This is a genomic window from Enterobacter sp. N5-15 (assembly GCF_057221635.1).
Map to the genome: position 1 here is coordinate 1,512,087 of NZ_CM170150.1, position 19,841 is coordinate 1,531,927.

At 56.7% G+C, this 19,841-nt stretch carries 20 protein-coding genes; 16 read left to right on the forward strand and 4 right to left on the reverse strand.

Features of this window, described 5'->3' with window-relative positions:
• Positions 1-8: 8 nt before the first annotated feature.
• Positions 9-737 (reverse strand): arginine ABC transporter ATP-binding protein ArtP, encoded by a 729-nt coding sequence (gene artP, locus AC2TE5_RS07090; RefSeq protein WP_023335075.1) that lies wholly within the window; start codon positions 735-737, stop codon positions 9-11.
• A 226-nt stretch (positions 738-963) separates the two neighbouring features.
• Positions 964-1,482: a lipoprotein gene (locus AC2TE5_RS07095; protein ID WP_213328413.1), complete on the reverse strand. Its 519-nt coding sequence runs from the start codon at positions 1,480-1,482 to the stop codon at positions 964-966.
• A gap of 97 nt (positions 1,483-1,579) precedes the next feature.
• Here AC2TE5_RS07095 and AC2TE5_RS07100 point away from each other — a divergent pair, with 97 nt between their 5' ends.
• The 3 genes from AC2TE5_RS07100 (at position 1,580) to AC2TE5_RS07110 (ending at position 3,626) form a co-directional block, all read left to right on the forward strand.
• Positions 1,580-1,903, forward strand: coding sequence for a heavy metal-binding domain-containing protein (locus AC2TE5_RS07100; protein ID WP_023310944.1), 324 nt, complete (start codon positions 1,580-1,582; stop codon positions 1,901-1,903).
• Positions 1,900-2,730, forward strand: a complete 831-nt coding sequence (locus tag AC2TE5_RS07105) for an N-acetylmuramoyl-L-alanine amidase (RefSeq protein WP_213328412.1) — start codon at positions 1,900-1,902, stop codon at positions 2,728-2,730. The genes AC2TE5_RS07100 and AC2TE5_RS07105 overlap by 4 nt, the downstream gene beginning before the upstream one ends.
• Before the next feature lie 272 nt (positions 2,731-3,002).
• Entirely contained in the window at positions 3,003-3,626 is a 624-nt protein-coding gene (locus AC2TE5_RS07110; RefSeq protein ID WP_213328411.1) for a helix-turn-helix domain-containing protein, read from the forward strand.
• On the opposite strand, the gene AC2TE5_RS07115 is transcribed toward AC2TE5_RS07110, so the two are convergent.
• Both AC2TE5_RS07115 and AC2TE5_RS07120 read right to left on the reverse strand, forming a co-directional pair.
• Positions 3,627-4,256, reverse strand: a complete 630-nt coding sequence (locus AC2TE5_RS07115; RefSeq protein WP_484612911.1) for a hypothetical protein — start codon at positions 4,254-4,256, stop codon at positions 3,627-3,629.
• Entirely contained in the window at positions 4,256-5,821 is a 1,566-nt protein-coding gene (locus AC2TE5_RS07120) for an ExeA family protein (protein ID WP_484612912.1), read from the reverse strand. The genes AC2TE5_RS07115 and AC2TE5_RS07120 overlap by 1 nt, the downstream gene beginning before the upstream one ends.
• A gap of 300 nt (positions 5,822-6,121) precedes the next feature.
• Here AC2TE5_RS07120 and gspC point away from each other — a divergent pair, with 300 nt between their 5' ends.
• The 13 genes from gspC to AC2TE5_RS07185 all read left to right on the forward strand — a co-directional run bounded on the left by gspC (position 6,122) and on the right by AC2TE5_RS07185 (position 19,801).
• Positions 6,122-6,853: a type II secretion system protein GspC gene (gene gspC / locus AC2TE5_RS07125; RefSeq protein ID WP_484612913.1), complete on the forward strand. Its 732-nt coding sequence runs from the start codon at positions 6,122-6,124 to the stop codon at positions 6,851-6,853.
• A gap of 13 nt (positions 6,854-6,866) precedes the next feature.
• A complete protein-coding gene (gspD, locus tag AC2TE5_RS07130; protein ID WP_484612914.1) occupies positions 6,867-8,792 on the forward strand; it encodes a type II secretion system secretin GspD in 1,926 nt (641 codons plus the stop codon).
• Positions 8,793-8,807: 15 nt separating this feature from the next.
• A complete protein-coding gene (gene gspE, locus AC2TE5_RS07135; protein WP_213328406.1) occupies positions 8,808-10,286 on the forward strand; it encodes a type II secretion system ATPase GspE in 1,479 nt (492 codons plus the stop codon).
• Positions 10,286-11,494 carry a type II secretion system inner membrane protein GspF gene (gspF, locus tag AC2TE5_RS07140; protein WP_484612915.1) on the forward strand — a complete coding sequence of 403 codons (1,209 nt, stop codon included), beginning with the start codon at positions 10,286-10,288 and terminating at the stop codon, positions 11,492-11,494. The genes gspE and gspF overlap by 1 nt, the downstream gene beginning before the upstream one ends.
• Positions 11,495-11,497: 3 nt before the next feature.
• Positions 11,498-11,947 (forward strand): type II secretion system major pseudopilin GspG, encoded by a 450-nt coding sequence (gene gspG, locus AC2TE5_RS07145; protein WP_213328404.1) that lies wholly within the window; start codon positions 11,498-11,500, stop codon positions 11,945-11,947.
• Positions 11,947-12,432: a type II secretion system minor pseudopilin GspH gene (gene gspH / locus AC2TE5_RS07150; protein WP_484612916.1), complete on the forward strand. Its 486-nt coding sequence runs from the start codon at positions 11,947-11,949 to the stop codon at positions 12,430-12,432. Before gspG ends, gspH begins: the two co-directional genes overlap by 1 nt.
• Positions 12,425-12,805: a type II secretion system minor pseudopilin GspI gene (gene gspI, locus AC2TE5_RS07155; protein WP_484612917.1), complete on the forward strand. Its 381-nt coding sequence runs from the start codon at positions 12,425-12,427 to the stop codon at positions 12,803-12,805. The genes gspH and gspI overlap by 8 nt, the downstream gene beginning before the upstream one ends.
• Positions 12,802-13,407 carry a type II secretion system minor pseudopilin GspJ gene (gene gspJ, locus AC2TE5_RS07160; RefSeq protein WP_213328401.1) on the forward strand — a complete coding sequence of 202 codons (606 nt, stop codon included), beginning with the start codon at positions 12,802-12,804 and terminating at the stop codon, positions 13,405-13,407. Before gspI ends, gspJ begins: the two co-directional genes overlap by 4 nt.
• Positions 13,404-14,414 carry a type II secretion system minor pseudopilin GspK gene (gene gspK / locus AC2TE5_RS07165; protein WP_213328400.1) on the forward strand — a complete coding sequence of 337 codons (1,011 nt, stop codon included), beginning with the start codon at positions 13,404-13,406 and terminating at the stop codon, positions 14,412-14,414. Before gspJ ends, gspK begins: the two co-directional genes overlap by 4 nt.
• Positions 14,415-14,429: 15 nt before the next feature.
• Positions 14,430-15,563 carry a type II secretion system protein GspL gene (gene gspL, locus AC2TE5_RS07170; RefSeq protein WP_213328399.1) on the forward strand — a complete coding sequence of 378 codons (1,134 nt, stop codon included), beginning with the start codon at positions 14,430-14,432 and terminating at the stop codon, positions 15,561-15,563.
• Positions 15,560-16,045, forward strand: coding sequence for a type II secretion system protein GspM (gene gspM, locus AC2TE5_RS07175; protein ID WP_213328398.1), 486 nt, complete (start codon positions 15,560-15,562; stop codon positions 16,043-16,045). The genes gspL and gspM overlap by 4 nt, the downstream gene beginning before the upstream one ends.
• Positions 16,042-16,839, forward strand: coding sequence for a prepilin peptidase (locus AC2TE5_RS07180; protein ID WP_484612918.1), 798 nt, complete (start codon positions 16,042-16,044; stop codon positions 16,837-16,839). Before gspM ends, AC2TE5_RS07180 begins: the two co-directional genes overlap by 4 nt.
• A gap of 256 nt (positions 16,840-17,095) precedes the next feature.
• Positions 17,096-19,801, forward strand: a complete 2,706-nt coding sequence (locus AC2TE5_RS07185) for a glycosyl hydrolase family 18 protein (protein WP_484612919.1) — start codon at positions 17,096-17,098, stop codon at positions 19,799-19,801.
• Positions 19,802-19,841: the final 40 nt, after the last annotated feature.

Consider the following 19,841-nt stretch of genomic DNA (forward strand, 5'->3'; position numbering starts at 1 on the left):
TGACACAATCAATGAGATAAATAGTTTTTGAAGGCATCGGTTTGCGGGTTCGCGAAGCAGCCCGCATCACCTTGCTCAACGATATAACCGTTTTCCATGTAGACCACACGGCTGGCGGTTTTACGCGCCACTTCCACTTCGTGGGTGACGATAACCTGCGTAATATTGGTTTCCGCCAGCTCGCGAATGATGCTGACGATCTGGGCGGTGATTTCCGGATCCAGCGCCGCGGTGGGTTCATCAAACAGCAGTACCGCAGGCTCCATCATCAGCGCGCGGGCAATGGCCACGCGCTGCTGCTGACCGCCGGAAAGGTGCAGCGGATAGCGGTCGCTGTAAGGCTTGAGACGCAGACGATCCAGCAGCTTTTCGGCACGGGCGATCGCCTGATCCTTGCTTAACCCCAGCACGCGGCACGGCGCTTCAATCAGGTTTTGCAGGACGGTCAGATGCGGCCAGAGATTGTATTGCTGGAAGACCATGCCGACGTTTTGACGCAGTTCGCGAATCGCTTTATCAGACGGCGTTTTCGCGAAATCAAAATGGTTACCGGCAATCGCCAGCGTACCTGAACGGGGCATTTCAAGCAGATTAAGGACACGCAGAAGGGAGCTTTTGCCTGCACCGCTTGGGCCAAGCAAAACCAGCGTTTCGCCTTCTGGGCAGTTCAGCGTGATGTCAAACAGCGCCTGGTGTGCGCCGTAGAAGCAGTTAATGCCGTTTAGTTTAATACTCATCGGGGCAGTCTTTACTCATCCAGGCAATCTATAGCAATTGAGGCCGCAGATAGTACCGTTGACAGAATAGTTATGCAATATTTATGCGTTAAAAGTTAAATATAACCCGCGTTTCCTCTTAAACATAGCACAAAATAGCGAACGGTAAGGTCGGCGAGTATAAATGTCGGCATTCCGCATGAAATGCCGCACATTTTACGGGGGTAACCAGGTGGTATCGGCGGGTTTAGCGATTCTCAATCGACTGGCGAAGCGTGCCTGCCGGGGCATGAACGCTGCCGCCCACGTAGCGCACGTCGTCTACCGCCCAGCACTGTCCTTCACGGATCATCAGCACTTCATCCTGCCAGGTTTGGGTTCCCTGCGTCAGCTTCACGCGCAGCGGAATATTGCGGGCATCGGTATTCGGGATGGTTGACGCGCTGGCCACTTCGGCGCTGTCCGGCAGCGTGGCGCGGCTGGAGAACGGATCGGATTTCAGCAGGGCGTTGTGCTGCGCATCGCGGGTGGCGTCGTTAAGCAGTTTTGCCAGGCCGTCGCTCAGATACGGGCGCAGGCCGGTGAGATCGTTGCTGCGGTGCTGAATGCGATAATTATAGAACTGCTGCGCCACGGCGTCCGGGCCGCCCTCGATGCAGGGGCCGCTGCGGGTACCGATATCCTTAAAGGCTGGCGTGACCGTGGTGGTACAGGCGCTGAGCACCAGCGCGCAGGGCACGAAAAGTGTTAAAGCAGAATAGCGCATGTTGATTTCCTTATTTATTAACTATCCTTTCAATCATAGCGTAACGAACCGATAATGCTGTGCCTAAGGCATTGAACGCTAAAGAAGGAGAGAAACCATGCAGTTTTCAACAACGCCAACCCTGGAAGGGCAGACAATAACCGAGTATTGCGGTGTGGTTACCGGCGAAGCGATCCTCGGTGCCAATATCTTCCGTGACTTTTTTGCCGGTATCCGCGACATCGTTGGCGGCCGCTCGGGCGCATACGAAAAAGAGCTGCGTAAAGCGCGCGAAATCGCCTTTAAAGAGCTTGGCGAGCAGGCGGAAGCCCTCGGCGCCGATGCGGTCGTGGGGATTGATATCGACTACGAAACGGTCGGGAAAGACGCCAGCATGCTGATGGTGAGCGTAAGCGGTACGGCGGTGAAAACCCTCCGATGAGGCGTTCGCTTGCGACACTCCTGCTGGCGCTGCTGCTGGCAGGGTGTGCCACCGAAAAAGGGATCATCGACAAAGGCGCCTACGAGCTGGATACGCGTCATCAGGCGCAGGCGGCTTACCCGCGCATCAAGGTACTGGTTATCCACTACACCGCGGATGATTTTGACAGCTCGCTGGCCACGCTGACGGATAAGAACGTCAGCTCTCACTATTTGATCCCGGCTAAACCCCCGGCCCCGGACGGTAAGCCGCGCATCTGGCAGCTGGTGCCTGAAAGCGAACTGGCCTGGCATGCGGGCATCAGCTTCTGGCGCGGCACCAACCGCATCAACGATACGTCTGTCGGCATTGAGCTGGAGAACCGCGGCTGGCAAAAAACCTCCGGCGTTAAGCACTTTACCCCGTTTGAGCCTGCGCAAATTGCGGCGCTGGTGCCGCTCGCCAGAGACATTATTACCCGCTACAACATCAGGCCTGAAAACGTGGTGGCCCATTCGGACATCGCTCCGCAGCGCAAAGACGACCCCGGCCCGCTGTTCCCGTGGCACCAGCTTGCTCTGCAGGGCATTGGCGCGTGGCCCGATCAGGCGCGCGTCGCGTTCTATATAAACGGTCGTCCGCGCTATCAGCAGGTGGATACCGGAGCATTACTCGATCTCCTCGCGCGGTATGGCTATGAGGTGCCGGCTGACAGCACCCCGGCGCAGCAAAAGCGCGTTATCACGGCGTTCCAGATGCATTTCCGGCCTGACCTGTGGAACGGCGTCGCGGACGTCGAAACGATGGCCATTGCCGAAGCGCTACTAGAGAAGTACGGGCAGGGGTGATCCTTCGGACGCCCCCGAATGCCTTAGTTCATCCTGACCCTCTTCAGATTAATCTTAAGTACAAACTCAATTCATTTTTAGTTAATTGACTTAAAATTATCCGGATTTAAGATAGACACATAGCTTGCTAAGTAATGCAGCAAATAAATATATCGCATTTACTCTTTATTTTTCTCCTTGAGAACGCCATCAGGAAAATATTCGAGGGGTGAGGCTTATTTTTGCCTTGCGCCTGCATTTTTTAAAATTCACATCTTAAATCGGGTATAACAATGTTAAGCATCTATGCAAAAAAATTACGTCCGCAACATGAAATGGAAGCCATTATTTCGGCAACCTCAGGCTTTGAAGAAAAAACCTTAAAGAAATGGCAGAAAATATCCACGTCTGATTCACAATACATTCATATTATCGTCAGCGGCGAAGTTGAATTCCGACGCGAATCCGACGAACTGTGCATGTTCACGGTCACGGGCCAGTGCATTTTTGGTCTCTCGTCTATGTACTACAGCGCAACCCATATGTACGGCCTCGTTCGCGCCAACACCGTGGTGCGCTCGATTAAGAAAGAGGTCTTCGCCCAGCTGATGACCGATAAAAACTTATGGCCTGAGCTGACTAAAGTGCTCTCCTGGTACATCTGCATGCTGAGCAAACGTGACGATGTGCTGGTTGCCCGCAGCGCTTACGCCGTTGTGCGTGAATTCTTGTACGAGATTAATGAACTGATTGTTCATCATCAGCGCGATATTAATATTTACGATTATATTCAGGAATACACCAACCTGGCGCGCAGTACCATTATTAAAATCCTCTCCGATTTGAAAAAAGGTCAATATATTGTTGTGGAAAAAGGACGACTCCTTAACCTGACAACGTTGCCAGAAAAATATTAATTACTCCAGCCGGTCGCCTTTCTGACTCAAGGGCGATCGGTTATCTACCTTATGTAGCACCCTCGACTGTGAATTATCCTGCGTTTCGTCCACCGGCGGCGCGGGAATTTTGCCTTGCGAATAATCTTGCTCCTGTTCTTTTAACGCCTGCTTAAACAGCTCGGTTAACGAGGCATCCTCACTGCCTGCGCTGGCGGGAGCGACATCATGCGCTTCGGTGCCGGGTAACGTATCCCGCGACGTATCGTGCGGTTCGGCACCGTCGGGCGCCTGCTGCCAGTCGGCATCGTCGCTGTTAATCGGCAGATCCTGCATGGCGGGGACCTCGGCCTGCACCGGGGCCGGTTTCGGATGAGGATGCGGGAACGGCTTGCTCACATACACATAGTGCATATCGGAAAGCTGCGTTTCGGGTTTCGCGACGCTCGCTTTTTTTACCGGTTCCGGCGCAGGATGACGCAGGCTCCAGTAAGTATGCGCGTACACGCCGGCCATCAGCATGGCGCACAGGCCCAACGTCCATAAAAAGGCGTTGCCGAAGACTTTTCTCAGGCTGGGAAGGCGGTACGAAAACCAGACCGCCTCCCCGGTGGTGTAGCTGCGCTGGGCAGCAAGACAGATGGTAGACATCAGGAATGCTTCTCCTGCTTTTTCGCGTCCGGTGTGGAGCGCGAGGCCTGTATTAATACGCTCGGCGTGGAATGGGTTTCACGCATTAACTGCATCAGCGTATCTTCCCCTGGAATGCCATCCACGTGCAGACGCATTTTTTGCTGGAACTCACGGGTGCGTTTCATCATCTCCGCTGTCCAGGTCTGGGCATGGGTTTCCGGCTGGTTAAGGGCCACGCTCAGCTGCTGGTCAAGCCAGGCCATGTCTTTCGCATCGCTGGCGGCGCTGATGGCGTCTTTGCCATCCGGCGTCAGGCGGTGCAGCTGGGTGTAGTTCCCGGTGGCATGCTGGTTAAACCAGCTGCGGCTTACCTGCCAGGTGCGGTTGTTCATCAGCAGGTCGAGAGAGTTATCTCCGACGCGGGCGACAACGGCATAGTTGAGGTGGTTGCCGGTTTTCAGCTCACTCACCCACGGATAGCCTTCCTGCGCCAGCGCGTCCGGTGAGGCGTTCCCCTGCTTACACATCAGGTTCACCTTCGCGGCGTTTTGACACAGGGCATCGTCCGCCGAGGCGTCATACCCCCACATCAGATAGAGCTGATGCATCGCATCCGGCTGATTCACTACCTCGTTGTCGATAACCGGCACCACCGGGGCCTGAACGCGTGGCGTCTGCTGTTTCCAGCTCACCGGTACAGGGAGCTGAACCGGAAGTCTTGCACCGATCGAGGAGGTGAAATACCAGCCGCAGGCGGCAAACAGCACGGACGCGAATAAACCGACGGTAGCCAGGCGCTTGCCGTGTTTTTTCGCGGGCAGCGTCTCGCCCGCCGCCAGCCGTAAATGACGCGGGCTGACCTGGGCTGCGCGTTCGGTCCAGGCGGCCAGCATCGACAGGTGCGCCACCTCGTTCAGCTTGCTGATATTCCCTTTGGTCAGCGCATGCATCTTGCGCACGCGCGCCGGGGTGAGCGGCGCGTTCTCGCACCCGTGCTCTTCACACTGCGCCTGTACGTAGCTGAGAAACTCCCGGCAGGTAAGGGGACGCAGGGTGTGACGGGTATGAGCATATTCGCGCAGCTCAGGTTGCTGCATCAGGACGGCGTCCTGAGCAGCAGCCCCCATCAGCACGATGGACAGGCGAAACTCCAGCTCCTGCGCGCGCGTCAGCAGCATCGCCAGCACCTCCCGACAGGTGTCCTTCATGGCTTCGGTATGGCTAATCACCAGCACTTTCGCCCTGGTTTTCCCCCCTTGCCACTGGTGCAGAACGGCATCCACCGCCTGAAGCCGGTTCTTGCTCTCTTTCGTTCCCGGGTTGAGTTTGTACAGCAGGCTACTGGCACTCAGTTTTGGAAACGCGTTGATGGCAAGCACGCCAGGATTTGCAGATTTCAGGGCATCGCTGAACTGGCCCAGCAGCGGAGCATCGTCAGCAAAGAGCCCGGTAATCCCCGCCCGTTGGGTTTTCTCTTTCAGCAGGTTGAACACGTCCTGATGATAAGGCACCAGAAAATCCCCGGATAACCGGGTTATTTTCCGAAAGGGCGGATTTTTAAAATTAAAGTGGCTCTGATACATAACGACTTACCGTCTCTGATTAGGAATAGCAACAGGACGAGAAAGTAAAGCAACGCTATAGGGTGGTCAATTTGCGCACAGGGTAAAAATATCCTGCCGGTGAGGCCTAACATCTGGATTTTATACGGTCAATATTTTTCTGTATGAAAGTTAGCGGCAAAGTCAGTGGTTGTTTTTACAGCGGGAAATTACTCTTTGCTCACATATTGGCGCAGCACGACGCTGCTTATTTTCGCTTTGTTAAAGGCCAGATGAAAAATGAGGTTCTCATTTCTGTCACGGTGGATAACGCCTTGCATTATGTTCGTGCTGTTAATTTTTTGCGGCCAGCAAGGGTATCTGACGTTTAAAGATTATAAAAAAGTTACGAATAAGTTGGCTAATTCTGATGCGCAGCCGCTGAAAACGCCTCGTAACGAAAAGACATTCACGCTTTTTACCGCAGCAGTTCGTCAGGATAACGTTCCGACAGCGGTAAAAGCCCCGCTGGCAGCGGAGATCGAAGGGATCGTGCGCAGCGATGACGCCTGGCTTTCCTTCGCGGTTATCAAAACGCCGGGCGGCCAGAAGAGCTACCGTGAAGGCGAGGCGCTGACCGGTTTTAACGATGCCTTTATTCAGGAAATAAACAAAGACAATGTGGTGGTTAATTACGAAGGTGCTACGCAGGTACTGGCGTTAAATAAACCTGATTATTTTAAGGGCGGCGCTGACAGCAGCCCGGTAACCAAATCGACGAAAGATGCAGGCGCGGAAAGCGTGCATCTGAATGATTATCTGGTGTTAAAGCCGTTAATCGAAAAGGGCCAGCTGGAAGGTTACAACATTAATCCAAGGAATGCCTCCTCCTTCTACAGCCATTCAGGGCTGAAAAAGGGTGACGTGGCAGTAAAAGTGAATGCTGTCGATATGACCGACGAAGCTAAGGCAAAAAGTATTATTGCCAACTGGTCGAAAATGAAAGAAGCGGAGGTCGTCGTCAGACGTCACGCTCACCTTGAAAATATTCGGGTTAATGTTCTAAACAATTAACAAGTGTACAGACATGAAGAAATTTCCTTGGGCGTGCGTGGCGCTGACCGCATTGTCGTTATATTCGAGTTCGCTGCTTGCAGCCAACTTTAGCGCGAGCTTTAAAAATACCGATATCCGCGAGTTTATCGATACGGTAGGCCGCAATCTCAACAAAACCATTCTCGTCGACCCGTCCGTTCAGGGCTCGGTGTCGGTGCGAACCTACAACGTGCTGACGGAAGATGAGTATTACCAGTTCTTCCTGAGCGTGCTGGACCTGTACGGCCTGTCGGTGATCCCGATGGACAACGGCATGGTGAAAGTGGTGCGCTCAAGCGTCGCCCGCACCGCCGGCGCGCCGCTGGCGGACAGCAAAAATCCGGGCAAAGGCGATGAGATCATCACCCGCGTGGTGCGCATGGAAAACGTGCCGGTACGCGAACTTGCCCCGCTGCTGCGCCAGCTCAACGATGCCACCGGCATCGGCAACGTTGTGCACTTCGAGCCCTCCAACGTGCTGCTGTTAACCGGTAAAGCCTCGGTGGTGAACCGCCTGGTGGATCTGGTGCAGCGCGTCGATAAAGACGGTATTCAGCGCCGCGAGATCGTGCCGCTGCGCTTTGCCTCCGCCAAAGATCTCTCGGACATGTTGAACAACCTCAACAACGAGGAGCAGAAGGGGCAGAACGCGCCGCAGCTGGCGACCAAAGTGGTGGCGGATGACGAAACCAACAGCCTGGTGATCAGCGGCTCGGAAGATGCGCGCATGCGCACCCGCTCCCTGATCCATCAGCTGGATCGCGAGCAGAACAACGAGGGGAATACCCGCGTCTTCTACCTCAAATATGCCAGCGCCACGAAGGTGGTGCCGGTACTGACCGGGATTGGCGAACAGCTGAAAGACAAGGCCGGCACGCCGAAGGCGAAAACCGCCACCGCGTCCAGCGATCTGAACATCAGCGCCGACGAGTCAACCAACTCGCTGGTGATCACCGCGCAGCCTAACGTGATGAATTCTCTGGAGAAGGTGATCGACAAGCTCGACATTCGCCGTCCGCAGGTGCTGGTGGAAGCGATCATTGCTGAAGTGCAGGACGGTAACGGCCTGGATCTCGGCGTGCAGTGGACCGGCAAACACGGCGGCGTGCAGTTCGGTTCCACCGGACTGCCTATCAGCCAGGTGAAGAATGGCGTAATTAAAGGTGCTAGCTTCACGGGGATGGCCACCGGTTTCTTTAACGGTGATTTCGGCGCGCTGATGACCGCGCTCTCCACCGGGGCGAAAAACGACATTCTCTCCACGCCAAGCGTGGTCACGCTGGATAACAAAGAAGCGTCGTTCAACGTCGGTCAGGACGTGCCGGTGCTCTCCGGCTCCCAGACCACCAGCGGCGACAACGTCTTTAACTCCGTTGAGCGTAAGACGGTCGGTACCAAGCTGAAAATTGTGCCGCAAATCAACGACGGCGACATGATCCACCTGAAGATTGAGCAGGAAGTCTCCAGCGTCGACAACAGCGCGACGGAAGACGCCAGCCTCGGCCCAACCTTTAACACCCGTACCATCAACAACGAAGTGATGGTGCACAGCGGGCAGACGGTGGTGCTCGGCGGCCTGATGGAAAACGTCACCAAGCAGTCGGTCTCCAAAGTGCCGCTGCTGGGCGATATCCCGCTGGTCGGCCAGCTGTTCCGCTACACCTCGCAGGATACGTCTAAGCGCAACCTGATGGTATTTATCCATACCACCGTCCTGCGCGACGACGACAACTACAGCGCGGCGTCGAAAGAGAAATATGACCAGATCCGCGCCCGCCAGCAGCAGCGCGTGGAAGAGAAAAAGCTCGGCATTATCGAACCAGCGGATAACGCGGTACTGCCTGCGTTTCCCGTTGACGCCAGCGCCGCACCGGTAAAAACCAGCGCCAGCGCACCGCGCAATCCGTTTAAGCACTAGGGCGGAGAGGGCACCGTGGACGAACTGACTAAAACCCTGTGTAGCAGCAGCTACGCAAAAGATAACGGCGTTCTGTTTTATAACAACGACGTCTATATCCGTGAAGACACCCCGGCGTTTGCACTGCTGGAGGTACGCCGGGTGCTGGGACGCGCGTTCGTTCCGGTGACCCTGACGCCGGAAGCCTTTGACGAGCTGCTGGCCAAAATCTGGCAGCAGAGCAGCGGCGTGTCGCAGCAGCTGGTGGACGATATGGACGCCGATATCGACCTGATGGCGTTAACCGAGGAGATCCCGGACAACGAGGATCTGCTCGATAACGACGAAAACTCCCCGGTGATCCGCCTGATCAACGCCATTCTCGGCGAGGCGGTGAAAGACGGCGCGTCGGATATTCATATCGAAACCTTCGAGCGCACGCTGAGCATCCGCTTTCGCGTCGACGGCGTGCTGCGCCCGGTGCTGCAGCCAGCGCGTAAGCTCGCGCCGCTGCTGGTGTCGCGCATCAAGGTCATGTCGAAACTCGACATTGCCGAGAAGCGCCTGCCGCAGGATGGTCGTATCTCCCTGCGCATTGGCCGCAAGGCGATCGACGTGCGCGTGTCGACCATTCCATCCCAATACGGCGAGCGCGTAGTCATGCGCCTGCTCGACAAAAGCAACCTGAAGCCCGACATCAACAAGCTGGGCCTGATTGATGAAGAGCTGGATAAGTTAAAAGGGCTGATTGACCGCCCGCACGGCATTATCCTGGTCACCGGGCCAACGGGTTCCGGCAAAAGTACCACCCTGTATGCCATTCTCTCGGCGCTGAACGGCCATGAACGCAACATCCTGACCGTTGAAGACCCGATTGAATACGAGCTGGAAGGGGTGGGGCAGACGCAGGTTAACCCGCGCGTGGACATGACCTTTGCCCGCGGGCTGCGCGCCATTCTGCGTCAGGACCCGGACGTGGTGATGATCGGGGAAATTCGCGACGGCGAAACCGCGCAAATTGCGGTGCAGGCGTCGCTCACCGGTCACCTGGTCATGTCTACGCTGCACACCAACAGCGCCGCAGGGGCGATTACCCGCCTGCGGGATATGGGGCTGGAGTCGTTTTTAATCGGTTCATCGTTGCTCGGTGTCATTGCCCAGCGTCTGGTGCGTCGGCTGTGTACCCACTGCCGGACCACCAGTCCGCTGGACGCCAATGAAAAAGCGCTGTTCAGCTTTATGGACGCGCCGCCCAAAGCGATTTACCGCGCGGTGGGCTGCGAGCACTGCCGCCAGAGCGGCTACCAGGGGCGTGCCGGTATTCATGAGTTCCTGGTGGTGGACAGCACCATGCGCCGCGCCATCCATGAAGATAAGGACGAGATGTCCATCGAAACGCAGCTCTTTAAGCAGGCCTACAGCCTGCGCGAAAACGGGCTGCTGAAGGTGATTAGCGGCGTAACCTCTCTGGAAGAGGTGATGCGCGTCACCGCCGAGCGCGGGGGGGATGCGTAATGGCCTTCTACGCCTGGACGGCGACGGATGCGGCGGGCAAAACCCGGCGCGGCACCCTGCAGGCCGAGGGGCAAAAGCAGGTTCGCCAGATGCTGCGCGAGCAAAAGCTGATGCCCGTCAGCATCACCGAAACCCGCGAGGCGGCGGCGTCCGGGAAAGCAAAAACCGGGGCTAAGCTCTCCACGCCGGTGCTGTCGATGTTTACCCGCCAGCTCTCCACGCTGGTCAACGCCGCGCTGCCGCTGGAGAGCGCGCTGAAGGCCATCTCGAAGCAGACGGAAGACAAAAAGCTGGCGGCGATGGTGGTGGAAATTCGTGAAAAGGTGGTGGAAGGGCACACGCTGTTTGACGCCTTCAGCCAGTTTCGGCGCACCTTCGACAAGCTCTACTGCACGCTGGTGATGGCCGGTGAAAAGACCGGCCACCTGGGCGACGTGCTGGAGAAGCTGGCGGAGTACAACGAGCAGCGCCAGAAGATGAAAAGCAAGCTGACGCAGGCGATGGTCTACCCGATCACCCTGACGGTGGTGGCCATCGCGGTCATCAGCATTCTGCTGGTGGCGGTGGTGCCGCAGGTGATCGAGCAGTTCACCCACATGAAGCAGCAGCTGCCGATCACCACCCGCACGCTGATTGCGGTGAGCGATTTCCTGCAGGCCTACGGTATCTATATCGTCGGGATCCTGGGCGGTGGGTTTGTCGGTTTTAAAACCTGGCTCAGAAATGCCAAAAACCGCTTTCGCTGGAACCGCTGGCTGGTGAACGGCTCGCCGATTAAAAAGCTGGTGTGCGCCATCAACAGCGCCCGCTACATCCGCACCCTGAGCATTCTGCAGGCCAGCAGCGTGCCGCTGCTGGAGGGGATGTATATCGCCATGGACGGTATCGAAAACCTCTACGCCCGGCAAGTGCTGGAGCAGGCCGCGGATACCGTGCGCCAGGGGGCCTCGTTATATGCCGCGCTGGAGCAGGCGAAATTATTCCCCCCAACCATGCTGTACATGATTGCCTCCGGCGAAGAGAGCGGGGAATTGGGCAATTTAATGGACCGCGCGGCGGAAAACCAGGAATCGGCATTACAGCACCGCATTACGTTAACGCTGTCGGTATTTGAACCGGCGCTGGTGGTATCCATGGCGACGATTGTTTTATTCATCGTGCTGTCAATATTACAACCGCTTCTGCAACTTAATAATATGGTAGGTTAAATCATGGCTATAAAAAGAAAACACCTGGCTCGCCAGGCGGGCTTCACGTTGCTCGAATTAATGGTGGTGATCGTTATTCTCGGCGTTTTAGCGAGTATGGTGGTGCCAAACTTAATGGGCAATAAAGAAAAAGCGGATACGCAAAAAGCGACCAGCGATATTGTCGCGCTCGAAGGTTCGCTGGATATGTACAAGCTGGATAACCACCGCTACCCAACCACTGAACAAGGCATGCAGGCGCTGGTGACCAAGCCTGAAATCGCGCCCATCCCGAACGGCTACCGCGCCGACGGCTATATTCGCCGCCTGCCGCAGGATCCGTGGGGCGGGGATTATATCCTGGTGAGCCCGGGCGAACACGGCGCGGTTGACGTCTTCTCGGCCGGTCCGGACGGCGAAGCCAATACCGCCGATGATATTACGAACTGGTCTCTGGATAAGAAAGAGAAATAATGAAACGTCAACGCGGCTTTACGTTGCTGGAAATTATTCTGGCGCTGGTGATATTTGCCAGCTGCGCCATGATGGTGGTGTCAACAATACCCTCGCGCAGCGGTGCGGATATACTTGGCCAGCAATTAAAAGCCCTCGTTGATTATGGTTCTGACCGTGCGGTAATGGACGGAAATATTGTGGGGCTGGTGATGACCACGGATAGCTATCAGCTGGTGACGCTTGAAGATAAAAACGGCGAGCGCCGCTGGGTGCCGTTATCCGCTGGGCGTATTACCACCAAGGGCGATTTCCCGGAGGAGATGCACGTTTCGCTCTCTCCCCAGCGCCTGGCTGCAACGGTCGCCTCCGAACCGCAGGTGCTCTTTTTGCCGGACGGCGAAATCAGCCGCTTCACGCTTACGCTGCAAAGCTACGACAAACAGCACCATTTCCGCGTGGTGTCGCAAGGCGCGGCCCCGGTATCGGTAGAAAACGATGACTAAAGGCAACGTTAAGCAAAAGGGTATGACCCTGCTGGAGGTGATGGTCGCGCTGGTGATCTTCTCCACCGCCGCGCTGGCGCTGATGAACTCGGTCTCCCTGAACGTGCGTTTCACCCACGGGCTGGCCGACACGCTGCAGGCGAGCTGGGTGGCGGAGAATCAGCTGGCAGAAGCGCAGCTCGCGAAAACCGACTTCCCGGATGCTGAGCAGCAGGGAACGGAAATCATGGGCGGGCGCAGCTGGAACTGGCGCAAGCAGCGGGTCAAAACCGCCGACAGCGGCTGGGCTAACGCGATCCGCGTGTATGCGGAAGGCGACGACAGCCAGCCGGTTATTTCGCTGCAGATCGCTCCGCCGGGAGAGAGCAAGTGAAGAACACCCGAAGCCAGCGCGGTTTTACCCTGCTGGAGATCATGATTGCGCTGACCATCTTTGCGGTGATCAGCACCCTGGCCTGGCAAATTCTGGACGGCGCGATGCGTACCAGTTCGGCCACCGACGCCAGCGCGGCGAAGCTCAATCAGCTCCAGCGTGCCTGGAACCTGATGGAGCGCGATTTCTACCAGCTGCAGGCGCGCGCGCCGCGCAACGAGCCGGATCTGTTCCGCCAGACAGACGATGCGCTTGAGCTGACCACGCTGAACGGCGTGAGCGGAACGGTCCAGCTGGAGCGCGTGCGCTGGCGGCTGGAAGAGGGGCGTCTGTATCGCGACGTCTGGCCGGTGATTGACGGCCCGGCGGACGCCAAACCCGACGAGGTGCCGATTGTCAGCGAGGTGAAATCGCTGCAGTGGCGTTTTTACCGTCAGGGCTGGCAGAAAAGCTGGAGCGACCCGGCGCATCTGCCGGACGGCGTGGAGCTGACGCTGACCATGGAAAACGGCGATACCTGGCGCTGGGTCTTTACGACCCCGGGCGATCTGCCTGAGGCCGCTGCGCCAGCGCCGCAGCCTGCACCGGAAGTGAAGCCATGAGCCGATTACAGAAACAGAAAGGCGTTGCCCTGCTGGTGGTGCTGATCCTGCTGGTGATGATGTCGGCGCTGGCCGCCAAAATCAGCCAGCAGTTCTGCCGCAACCTGCAAAAAACGCATTACCAGGTGAGCCAGCAGCAGCTGCGCTGGACGATGCAGGCCCAGGAAAAGGTGGTGAAAGACCGGCTCCAGACCGACGCCAGCGGGGAAAGCAAAGCGCTCTCCCTCGACGGCGACTGGCATCAGCCGCTGGAAACCCGGGGCGAAAACTACACGGTGGTCAGCCAGGTGGAGGACGCGCAGGACTGCTTTAACGTCAACAACCTGCTGGCGGTCGAAAAAATTGCCCAGGGGCAAACCGCCCCGGCGGTGCCGGAAAAGCCCCGCAGAGAGCAGATTGTTGAACAGCTTCTGACGGAGAGCGGCGTGAGCCAGACCAACGCGGAAGAGGTGTATCAGCAGCTGGTGGACTATCTCGATGGCGACACGACAACGGCCAAAGAGGGCGCAGAGACCGATGCCTGGGCAGGCGCGGTGCCCGCTCGCCAGCCGGCGAACCAGATGATGCGCACTATTGCCGAGATCAAGCTGCTGCCTGCCTTCCCGGCCGCCGCTTATCCGAAGGTGAGCAAGCTGCTGTGCGCGCTGCCGGACTCCGCCAGCAGGGTGGATGTGAACACCCTGAAACCGGAGCAGGCCGCCTTACTGGCCGCCCTGTTCCCCGGAAAACTCAATGAAGATGATGCCGCTCGCCTGATTGAATCGCGTCCTGAAACCGGCTGGGAAAATATGGAAACCTTCAGCAAAGCGCTGGAGCAGACCTTCCCGCAGTTAAAAGACGACCTCCCGCAGGTGGCCGACTATCTCTCCATTAATAGCCGGTATTTCCGCGTGAACTATACCGGCAATACCGATGAATTAACGCTTCGCGTGGTAAGCCAGCTTCAGGTGAATAACGAAGCCGGTGAGATCGTGACGTGGCAACGTCGTTACCGAATGATTGAATAAGAAAAGTAGAACGCTATGAAACAGGTCCTTTTTGTTCGTCCCGACAGCCGCGAGGGCGGGAAAATAATGTGGTGTGTCTCCGGCAGCGAGCAGGTTGAGGTGCTGGAGAGCCTGGACGCGCTGGCGGACCATCCTCTGGCCGCCCGCGTTTGCCTGCTGCTGCCCGCCAGCAGCATGATCTTCCGCCACTTTACGCTGCCGAAGAAAATTGCCTCGCAGGCGACGGCGTTCTCGTGGATGGCGGAAGAGACGCTGATTGGCGAGGTGGATAATCTCCACTGGACGGTGCTCAACAAAAAGGGCGCCGAGGTTGACGCGGTGGCCATCGACGCCGATTGCCTGCGCGGGTGGTTAACCCGCTGTCAGGAGGCCGGATTAAAGGTCATTCAGGCGCTGCCGGATGCGTGGCTGCTGCCCGTGACGGCGGGCGGAAGCACGCTTGTCGCCCTGGACGACGGCTACTGGCTGCGTTTATCGCCGCATGTCGCTGGCGAAATGGAGGCGAGCCTGCTGCCGCTGCTGATGCAAAAAGCCGGAGAGGGGGACGTGTGCTGCTACGGCGACGCGCCCGCTGGCGTCGACGTTGACGTCGGGCACCCCTGGCAGCATCCGCTGGTCCTGATCCAGCCGCAGTGGCACGCCTGCCGCGTCACGCTCCTGCACGGTGAATTCAGCGCGAAAGCGGGCTCGGGTAAAGCGTCTAAGGGCATCAAAGCGGCAATAGCCGCGGCGGGGCTGCTCTCTCTCGGCCTGTTGCTGGGGCCGCGCGTCGCCATGGCCTGGATGCTGGTGCAGCAGGAAAACCAGGTTCAGCAGGAGATCCTTCAGGTTTATCAGCACCATTTCCCCAGCATGCGCCAGCAGACCAACATCAAATATCACTTTGGTCAAAACATGAAGAAGCAGACCAAAGGGGTCTTTTTGCAGCTTGAAGAGCTGGAGAAAGCCAGACAGGCCGTGCCGGCAATGGAAATCGATCTGCTGGAATATGACGCCCAACAGAACACGCTGACGCTGAGCGTCAGTGCGCAAAACCCAACCGCGTTGCAGACGTTTGTGAATCAGGCCGGGGAGAATTTTGACTTCACCCTGCAGCCTGTTTCCACCGCTGCACCTTATACCGCCATGATCGCAGGGAAATATAAATGAAAGAGCGAATCGCGCAGCTTAAGTCTCGTTATCAGAATTACAGCGCCAGGGAAAAAGTCATTATAAAAATATGTGCCGTGGCCCTGGCGGGGGCAGCCATCTATTACGCAGGCGTGATCCCGCTGGATAATATGATTCAAAACAGTAAAGCCACGCTGAGCAGACAAAAAGAGACGCTGAACTGGATGCGCAGTGAAATAGATAAAAACCATCTCCAGGTCCAGATTATCAAAACGAATAACCCGCGCACGGTAGTCGAGAGCAGCGCGCAGGAAATTAATCTTGCGCTGACGGATGTGCGTCAGGATGGACAAACCCTATCGTTCGTCGTGAATCGCGTAAACGTATATGAATTAAAGAGCTGGCTGCGGGAAATTAACCAGACCTCCGGCGTCAGGCTGCAAAAAATGAACCTCACGCCGGTCGATCACCTCAGCGACGTCAAGGCAGAGGTGCAGCTTACCTGGAGCAAAACCGCATGAACACCTTCGCGCTGATGCGGGAGGTTTACCCGGTCGGGTTCCCGATAATGAGTGCGATCTTAGGCGGCATTGTGGGGAGCTTTCTGGGCGTCGTCGCCGAGCGCGTACCGGGCATGGTGATGAACGAAGAGGGCGGCGGCAATTTGCTGTTCCCGGCCTCGCACTGCCCGGTGTGCCAGCACGCGCTGGCCGCCTGGGAGAATATCCCGCTCATTAGCTGGCTTATTTTACGCGGACGCTGCAGCCGCTGCGGCACCGCTATTCCGCTGCGGATATTTTTAATCGAACTTTTTTCCGCCCTGTTTTTTGGTATCACCGCCTGGTGCATGCCCGACGTGCAGGCACTGTTCTCACTGTGGCTGCTGGCGGCGTTTTTGTTGCCCCTTGCAACGATCGACTGGCGGCACCAGCTGCTGCCGGACTGCCTGACGCAACCCCTGCTGTGGGTGGGATTACTGCTTCACGCGGTTGACCACCGGCTGCCGCTGTGCGATGCGCTGTTCGGTGCCGTGGCGGGCTATCTGTCTCTCTGGCTGCTCTACTGGGCGTTTCGCCTGACCACCGGAAGGGAAGGGTTGGGATATGGCGATTTTAAGCTGCTGGCGGCCTTAGGTGCCTGGTGCGGCTGGCAGGCGTTGCCCTCGCTGGAATTAATCGCCGCGTTGAGCGGTATTATCGGCTATTTCACGCTAAATAATTTAAATAAAAATAACCTCACTATTTCTTTCGGACCGTATCTCTCATTTGCTGGAATAGTGGTGTTTATTGCGCAGCAGTTTGCCTTCATGTTTTAAATATTCAGGTCAAGATTTTTTATCAATTTTTTCGACGGTGGAAGAGAAGGACGTCTCTTTGCGCTCAGTGTATCGTAAAGGATATAAGCTACACGGAATTTGGGCTTGTATCTTTTTATGGAGGAATACAACGCAGCAATACGTTTTTTTGTCACGGTTTTCAGGTTGGTTAAATACGCATTATGCGAAACGCATCCATGTTCTCACGGAAGACATGGATTATTAACGTTACGAATAAATTTATCAGGAAATAAAAATGAAATTTATGAAGCCTAAATATCTGGCGCTTTTTGTTGCAGCTGCAACAAGCTCAGTATTTGCAGCGGCACCGGGTACGCCTTCTATTACGTCAGGCAATGATAAATTTGCGCTGGTAGAAGTAGACCAGGCGGCACAAGACTATAACAACCTCATCAAAGTGCACAAAGATGGCGTGGATGTGAAGGTTGAGTGGAACGTCTGGAGCGGCGACGCACCGACTTCTGCAAAAGTGCTGCTGGACGGCCAGACCGTCTGGACCGGCGCGGGCAGCGCCGCAGGCTCTGCGACCTTTAAAGTGAAAAAAGGTGGCCGTTATCAGGAGCAGGTTGAGCTTTGTAACGACAGCGGCTGCACCAAGAGCGCCAGCAAGCTGATCATCGTTGCGGATACCGACGGTAGCCACCTGCTGCCGCTGAATACCCCGCTGCTGGAAAACAACAAAGCCTTTGCGCAGCACACCGACAAAGTGGTCGGTGCTTATTTCCCTGAGTGGGGCGTGTATGACCGTAACTTCTCGGCGGACAAAATCCCGGTGGCGAACATTAACCACCTGCTGTACGGCTTCATTCCAATCTGCGGCGGCGACGGCATTAACGACAGCGCTAAATCTTCCGGCGCGCTGGAATCCCTGAAGCGCGCCTGCGAGGGCCGTCCGGACTACACCGTGGCGATCCACGACCCGTGGGCTGCGCTGCAGAAACCGCAGCAGGGCGTGAACGGCTGGGACGACCCGTACAAAGGCAACTACGGCCAGCTGATGGCGATGAAAAAAGCCCATCCTGACCTGAAAATTCTGCCATCCGTAGGCGGCTGGACGCTGTCCGATCCGTTCTATCAGATGGATAACAAAGTGCTGCGCGATCGCTTCGTGGCCTCCGTGAAAGACTTCCTGACGACCTGGAAGGTGTTCGACGGCGTGGATATCGACTGGGAATTCCCGGGCGGCGGCGGTGAGAATGCCAAACTGGGTAACCCTCAGACCGATAAAGCGACCTACACCGCGCTGATGCACGACCTGCGTCAGATGCTGAACGAACTCTCTGCAGAAACGGGCCGTACCTACGAGCTGACCACCGCAATCGGTGCGGGCAAAGATAAGATCGAAGACGTGGATTACAACACCGCGCAGCAGTACATCGACCATATCTTCCTGATGAGCTATGACTTCTACGGCGCGTGGAGCAATACCGATCTCGGCCACCAGACCGCGCTGTACGGTGCGTCCTGGAAACCGGATACCAACTACACCACCGATAACGCCGTGAAAGCGATGCTGGAGCAGGGCGTTAAGCCTGGCAAGATCGTGGTGGGTGCAGGCATGTACGGCCGCGGCTGGACGGGCGTTCACGGCTATACCGGCGATAATCCGTTTACCGGTACGGCAACGGGCCCAATCAAAGGCACATGGGAAAACGGCATTGTCGACTATCGTCAGATTGTGAACCAGATGCTGGGCAAACCAGGCTGGGAATACAAATACGATGAAGCGGCAGAAGCGCCGTACGTGTTTAACAAGTCTACCGGCGAACTGGTGACCTACGACAACGCCCGTTCCGTGATGGCGAAAGGCAAATACGTACAGAACAAAAACCTCGGTGGTCTGTTCGCATGGTCTATCGAATCCGACAACGGCGATATCCTGAACGCGATGAACGAAAGCCTGCTGGGCGGCAGTTCAACGCCTGTTGAGCCTGTTGTGACCAACCATGCGCCAGTGGCTTCTGCTACCGATATGACGGTAACCGGCCCGGCAACCGTCACCCTGGACGGCTCTGCCTCCAGCGACCAGGACGGCGACGCGCTGACCTACAAGTGGACGCAGGTGTCCGGTGCGACCGTGACGCTGGCAAACAGCACCAAGGCGAAAGCCAGCTTCAGCGTACCGGCCGTCACCAGCGACCAGAATCTGGTCTTCCGTCTGACCGTGACTGACGCGAAGGGTCTGAGCAACGCGATTGATGTTCAGGTTGTGAACAAAGCGCCGAAAGCGAACCAGGCTCCGGTGATCAATGCCATGGAAGCCGTCACCGTTGAATCCGGTGAAGCGATTTCCCTGCATGCACAGGCAACCGATCCAGACGGCGACGCGCTGACCTATAGCTGGAGCGTACCGGCGGATATGAACGCAACGGGTACCGATACCGCTAACGTTCGCATCACTGCACCAGAGGTCAACAACGCCTCATCCTACACCCTGAGCGTTGTCGTGACCGACGGCAAAACCAGCGTGCAGTCAAACGTGCAGGTGACGGTAAATCCGAAACCAGCAGACGTAACACCGCCTGCTGATGAGGTGACCCCACCGTCTGATGAAGTGACTCCTCCGTCTGACGAGGTTACGCCGCCATCTGACGAAGGCACGGCAACCGGCAGCTGCGACGCGCCTGTCGATGCTAACGCCAGCAAATACGCTGCGTGGGATTCCAGCAAAGTCTACAACAGTGGCGATACCGTAAGCTTCGACCATCTGGTGTGGAAAGCGAAGTACTGGACGCAGGGTAACCAGCCTGGCTTCGGTGCCGAAGCATGGGAAATGGTGAGCAACGTGAAGATGAACTGGCGCTCTGACCTGGTTTACAACGGCGGCGAAACCACCACTTACCAGGGCAACGTTTACCGTGCCAAATGGTGGACCCGCGGTGATAACCCGGCTAACAGCGACGTATGGGTGAAAGAAGGCGCAGCAACAGACTGCAAATAATCTAACCCGATAAACGCTCACCGCTCTCTTGCGAGGGTGG